The organism is Priestia sp. P5_B4 (assembly GCF_056400385.1).
Map to the genome: position 1 here is coordinate 1 of NZ_JBFULJ010000185.1, position 5,973 is coordinate 5,973.

At 40.4% G+C, this 5,973-nt stretch carries 7 protein-coding genes; all 7 read right to left on the bottom strand.

Annotation, left to right across the window (positions count from 1 at the left end):
- Nucleotides 1–175 (bottom strand): PduL/EutD family phosphate acyltransferase (locus AC1DRF_RS14695; protein WP_477741016.1); only part of this gene is annotated, 175 nt, incomplete at its 3' end.
- Between the two features lie 25 nt (nucleotides 176–200).
- Complete coding sequence (eutM, locus tag AC1DRF_RS14700) at nucleotides 201–494, bottom strand: ethanolamine utilization microcompartment protein EutM (RefSeq protein WP_013058365.1); 294 nt, start codon at nucleotides 492–494, stop codon at nucleotides 201–203.
- A gap of 16 nt (nucleotides 495–510) precedes the next feature.
- Nucleotides 511–2,040, bottom strand: coding sequence for an aldehyde dehydrogenase family protein (locus AC1DRF_RS14705; RefSeq protein ID WP_477741013.1), 1,530 nt, complete (start codon nucleotides 2,038–2,040; stop codon nucleotides 511–513).
- Nucleotides 2,041–2,074: 34 nt separating this feature from the next.
- Complete coding sequence (gene eutL, locus AC1DRF_RS14710) at nucleotides 2,075–2,728, bottom strand: ethanolamine utilization microcompartment protein EutL (protein WP_043978254.1); 654 nt, start codon at nucleotides 2,726–2,728, stop codon at nucleotides 2,075–2,077.
- 12 nt (nucleotides 2,729–2,740) lie between these two features.
- The gene (eutC, locus tag AC1DRF_RS14715; protein WP_477741014.1) at nucleotides 2,741–3,766 is read right to left on the bottom strand and encodes an ethanolamine ammonia-lyase subunit EutC; all 1,026 of its coding nucleotides are present in this window, start codon (nucleotides 3,764–3,766) and stop codon (nucleotides 2,741–2,743) included.
- 12 nt (nucleotides 3,767–3,778) lie between these two features.
- Entirely contained in the window at nucleotides 3,779–5,143 is a 1,365-nt protein-coding gene (locus tag AC1DRF_RS14720; RefSeq protein ID WP_075421840.1) for an ethanolamine ammonia-lyase subunit EutB, read from the bottom strand.
- Nucleotides 5,144–5,160: 17 nt separating this feature from the next.
- Nucleotides 5,161–5,973 (bottom strand): ethanolamine ammonia-lyase reactivating factor EutA (locus AC1DRF_RS14725; protein ID WP_477741015.1); only part of this gene is annotated, 813 nt, incomplete at its 5' end.

The window sequence follows — 5,973 nt, forward strand, 5'->3', positions numbered from 1 at the left end:
GGTCTGATTTTTTTGTTAGCTCATACCCTGCTCCAAAAAGAGCTTCTACATCTTCTATACTTAAGTGACAGTGTCTAGCAGATACAGCCATTGGGACTGTATTGCTTTGCTTGGTTGTTTGACTTAGCTGCTGAACAACCTCTGCTACAATCGATTGAATGGCCTGCTTATTCATGCGCTATGCTCCTAACTTTTTAAGCTTATAGTTCACTATCAATTTTTGGTAAAATACTTTCTAATTCATTGTGTGGGCGTGGGATAACGTGAACGGAAATAAGTTCTCCAACGCGCTGTGCAGCTGCTGCACCAGAATCTGTCGCTGCTTTTACCGCGCCTACGTCACCGCGTACTAAAACCGTTACAATTCCTCCACCTACGTGAACTTTACCAACTAAATGTACGTTTGCTGCTTTTACCATTGCGTCTGCTGCCTCTACTGATGCTACTAATCCTTTTGTTTCAATCATTCCTAATGCTGTTAGTTCTCTTGCCATTTTTAATTCCTCCTAATTAGTTTGTTTGATATTTTTGAAGTGCTTGATTAACCATTTCAGCAATTGCTGCCGAATCAATTGGTCCCTGTGGTTTTAAATGATTCATAACTTCGTTGACAATTTCCTGTACGTCTTGATGATCTTTTGTATCTGACGAAGCAGAGATAAAAGATACGGATGGTTTCGGAATTGTCACCTCTTTTGTACCATAAGCCATTCGCTTAATATTTAATAAATGTCGAGCGGTCACATTGTCTGATGTAATGTTACCTCCGAACGAACCGCATCCTAATGTAAAGGAAGGCTTAAGTCCAGTGGTACCACCCACAGCTCCAACTGACGAGAGTGTGTTAACCATAAGTCTTGAGACGGGCATTTCAAGAGCAAACGTTTTAGCTACAGCATCATCGTTTGTATGAAGTGATAAGCTATGACCTCTTCCTCCAAGGTTTAATAAGCTTAAACATAATTCCCTTGCTTGTTCGTCGTTCTTAGCTGTATACAATGGGAAGATAGGTGCTAGCTTTTCAATCGAAAATGGTACATCCTTGGCCACCTTTGTTTCTTCAGCAACTAAGATGCGTGTATCAGAAGGTACTGTAATACCTGCCATTTCAGCAATTTTCACAGCACTTTGACCAACAATATTTGGATTAAGCTTCTTTGGAATCGGTGAAATCACTTTTTCCATCTTGGCTTTCTCTTCTGAATTTAAAAAGTAGGCTCCATTATTCTTTAATTCTCTAATAGCCATTTGTTGAATATTAAGATCGACAACAATTGCTTGCTCGGTTGCACAGATCGTGCCGTTGTCGAACGTTTTGCTATCGACAATCATTTTTACTGCTTGGTCAACCTTCGCAGTCTTTTCAATATATACAGGTACATTTCCTGGACCTACACCGTAAGCTGGTTTCCCAGAACTATACGCTGCTCGAACGAGACCACTTCCACCTGTTGCTAGAATTAAGTTCACATCTTTATGCTTCATTAATTCATTGGTTGCTGCCATAGAAGGATTAGAAATCCAACCAATAATCCCTTCTGGAGCTCCTGCTTCAACTGCTGCACGGGAACAAATTTTAAGTGCTTCTACTGTACAGTTCATTGCCCGAGGATGAGGGCTGACCACTAGAGCATTTCTAGTTTTTAAACTAATTAATGTCTTGAAGATAGCCGTTGAAGTTGGGTTAGTTGTAGGAATAATTCCAGCAACAACTCCAAAAGGAGAGGCGACTTCTATCACTTTGTTCGCTCTATCTTCGTGAACAATACCTAMTGTTTTTTCATTTTTAATTGATTCATAAACAGCTCTAGATCCTACCTCATTTTTGATTTTCTTATGTTCTACAACACCCATTCGCGTTTCTTCCACTGCCATTTTCGCTAATTCCAATGCTTTAGAATAGGCTGCTTCGGCAACTTGTTCAACAATGCGATCTACTTGTTCTTGTGAAAAATTCAAGTATACCTGCTGTGCGGCTTTTGCCTTTTCCACTGCATCTCGCATCTCTTGCAAAGATTGAAGATCTTGATCAAACTGCATATCCAACAACTCCTTTCTACTGTCTATAAGCTTTTTAATAATGAACTGGATTTCTTGCAATGTCTAAAATAGCCTGGCGAAACGCATCAGCAGCTGCTTGACAGGCTGATTGAGATCCTGTTAAAAACCCACCGCCAAAATTCGTTTCAGAAGGAGGGGCAAAAAATTTCACAAGTTCTACATCAGCTGCTTTAAGCGCTACATCAAGTCCATACATAGCCTCTAGTGGAGGGGCAATTAAATAAGCTAGCGGTTCGCCAATATCGATTCCTGCTTCTTTAGAAAGATAAGAACCTGTTCTTGCCACCACATGTGCATACAGCGCGTGATTTTTCTCTTCATCTAACGCTTCAAAATAGGCATCTGATTTTGTCACTTGTAAAACAGCCTCAATACCAGCTTTAACTTCATCTGGACTTGGACCTGCTAATACCCCAATCATTTCACCTGATAGCGGACCTGACGCATGGGCAGCGCCAGCATAAAAGGAACGGGCATAAGCTACCTCAACGTCTGCTCTTTTAGTGGCTTCATCTAAAGCTGTATAGCCTACGTCATCAATACTTGATGTAAACATGGCTAAACTTCTATGGTAAGGCTGCAAGTTAAACTGTTGAACTAAGGCGTCATCCACATTTGGAATCACACGAACAGCTAAAATGTCAGCATGGATACGTGTTAAAGCCACTCTTATTCACCTCTATTGTTCTTTTTGAACAAGCGATACTCCGCTAGCTTCATATTTTAAAATTTTTTGAACCAATGTACCGAGATAAGCACCCGCTTCAACTGGAGGAATACCGCCTTTATGAATATTGGAAACCACCATTCTCTCAGCTTCAATCATTCCTTTTTTCGGTTCATAGCATAAATAGGCACTTAAAGATTCTGCGCTTATAAGTCCCGGGCGTTCTCCAATCAAAAGTACCACCACTTTTGGTGTCAGWAGTTCACCAATGTCGTCCATTACAGCAACTCGACCTTTTTCTATGTAAAACGGAACGCCGACATCTAAACCAGCGCTTTTTAAGGACTGTTGAAGAGATAGGTAAACATCTTCGACATTTTCTTCAATGGCCTTGGAGCTTAAACCATCAGAAACAATAATTTGAACAGTTGGTGATTTGGTACATCTCTCTTGAATGCACTTTTTTGCTTCGTCTGATAGCTTTCGTCCATAATCCGGCCGGCGAATGTATACTTCTTTATCCGTTACCTGAGTATTTACTTTAAATAAGTTCAGCCGTTTTAAAAGGTCGTCGTTCACATTGCCATACACAGCGTCAACGGCTGCTGCATGGTCATAGCGGAATTTCAGCCATGTTTCTGTTCGCGGACGTAAACCTGCTCTGCCAATCCCTATTCGGGCAGGTGTTTTTTGAATCAATGTATCTAATTCTTCTTGATTTACTGGGTTTTTAATACCCGGCACCCGCTGCTTTGGTTCAATGTTCTCTTCCTGCTGAATAGGCATTTTACTTTCACACAGAGATGCCGAATTATCTTCTTGAATATTCGGAAATTTAATTAATTCCTTTGCCGACTCTTCTTCTACCACTTCAGTTAGAGGCCCATTAGTTACCTTCGTATTGGCATTGGCTGTGTGAGCCCAAAAAGCTACGCTGCTTTGACGTTCGTCAGTAGGAGAATTTTGTTCGAAACTAGACTGTTTTTCTAGCTTTTCAACAATGGATCGTGTAATTTTTTCAATCAATTCAGGATTCATCCTCTTTATCACCTACCTTGTAAAAATACTTGGATCTCCTGCGTATTTACTTAATTTCCCTTGTTCAAAAATCCCCATTTTCTCAAGCCATTCTGCAAATAAAGGAGAAGGCTGTTTCCCCATCGTTTGCCTTAAAGTCGCTACATCGTGGTAGCTCATTGATTGGTAGTTAAGCATACAATCATCACCCATTGGTGTTGCGATAATAAAATTAACACCTGCAGCTGTTAGCAATACACCCAGATCTTCAATATCATTTTGATCTGCTTTGATATGATTGGTGTAACAAATATCTACACCCATCGGAATTCCATGCATCTTTGCCATAAAATGATCTTCTAAGCCTGCGCGAATAACTTGTTTGTTGTTATATAAGTACTCAGGTCCAATAAAACCGACCACGGTATTTACAATGTAAGGGTCATAATGACGTGCAAACCCATAGTTACGCGACTCTAACGTTAGCTGATCCATTCCAAAATGCGCTTCAGCTGATAGCTCAGAACCTTGTCCTGTTTCAAAATATAAGCGTTGAGGCCCTGTTCCTGTTCCGTGACTTTTTGCTAATTGATTTGCCTCTTCTAGTAAGGCAGCGCTGATTCCAAATGAACGGTTAGCGGCTTCTGTTCCAGCAATACTTTGGAAAATCATATCCGCTGGTGCTCCTTGTTCAATGGCTTTCATCTGAGTCGTAACATGAGCCAAGACACAGTTTTGAGAGGGAATCTCCCAATCATTCATAAAACTTTTTGTAGCGTGCAGCAGCCTTTTTACACTTTCAACTGAGTCATCTACAGGATTAATACCAATAACCGCGTCTCCAATTCCGTAAGACAGCCCTTCTTTTAAAGAAGCAATCATTCCTTCTACATTGTCTGTAGGGTGATTAGGCTGCAGTCTAGAAGCTAAGACTCCTTTTTGGCCAATAGTAATGTTGCATTTTGTTAAAATTTCAACCTTATTTGCGGCGTGAACTAAATCGAGGTTTGACATTAATTTTGCTACTGCAGCAATAATTTCACTATTTAACCCTCGACTAATCCTCTTTAAATCCTCACCCGTTGTTTCATCACTTAAGATATACTCTCTAAGCTCTGCTATGGACCAATTTTTCATTGCTTGATAGATAGGTTCATTTACTTGACTCTCAATAATTTGAGATACTTCGTCTTCTTCAGGTGAAATCATTGGATTTTCGCGAATATCAGCAAGTGTTAATTCGCTAAGCACCTCTTTTGCAGCAATTCTTTCTTGAACGGTTTCTGCAGCTAAACCTGCCAGCCGGTCACCAGACTTTTCTTCATTTGCCTTAGCGAACAGATCTTTTAAATCAGAAAATTGATAAACAGCACCTAAATAATGTGTGTGTAACTTCACCAGTGAAGCCCCCTTTCTTATGAGTGGAACGTAAGGGTTTTGACTACTACCGGTACTACGCTTGTTTGTAGCAGCTGACCAATATCTAAGTAATCACCATGTTCCACCTTAATTTGATCAATACAAATAATGCTTTGCGACGAATCTTGAGCAACAAGCGTTTGGCCCAATACCTTGGCATGATCGCTCTCAAGAACAATAATGAGCGGCTGATCTCTTTTGTTTTTTTGTTTCACCGCTTCTAGCAGACCTTTTGCTAATTGTTGAATATCTCGAAATCCTACGTACGGAAGCCCAGATAAGTACAAGGCAAAATTTTGTCCCTCCTGCTGCGGGTCATGTATCTCAATTGCATCTTTTACAGCATCCTTTAAGTGATGAACACTTTTTTGAAACCCATCCTTAAACGAAATTTGATAAACAGGTACATTGCGTACAGGTAAATCTTTCGTTTCTACTTGAATCGTGGCTCCACTGATTTCAGTCGTTTGTGTACCAGCACCAAGAACGGTTGCRCGAACGGTTTCATCAGGCTGAATCCATGACCATCTCTTCAAACTCTGACTATCTCTTAAAGAGTCCGCAAGCATCATTCCTATGTCGTGGTAAGGAGCTTGTTCAAAATCTTTAGACTCATATTGATAGAGGCACTCACTGATTCCACCAGAAAACATAATGACATCAATTTCTTCTTTCCAATTCGGTTCATGACCTAAAAGCAGGACCTTGTCTTCTGCTGTCATGGTACGTGTTAGCATTCTACTAATCACATCGGCCATATAATTTGTTATATTCTTTATCTCTTCTTCCACCAGTACGTCACCTGTTAC

What these genes read in the sequence shown, in the direction of transcription:
- eutM (WP_013058365.1), bottom strand. Translation starts at nt 494, where the DNA reads ATGGCAAGAGAACTAACAGCATTAGGAATGATTGAAACAAAAGGATTA.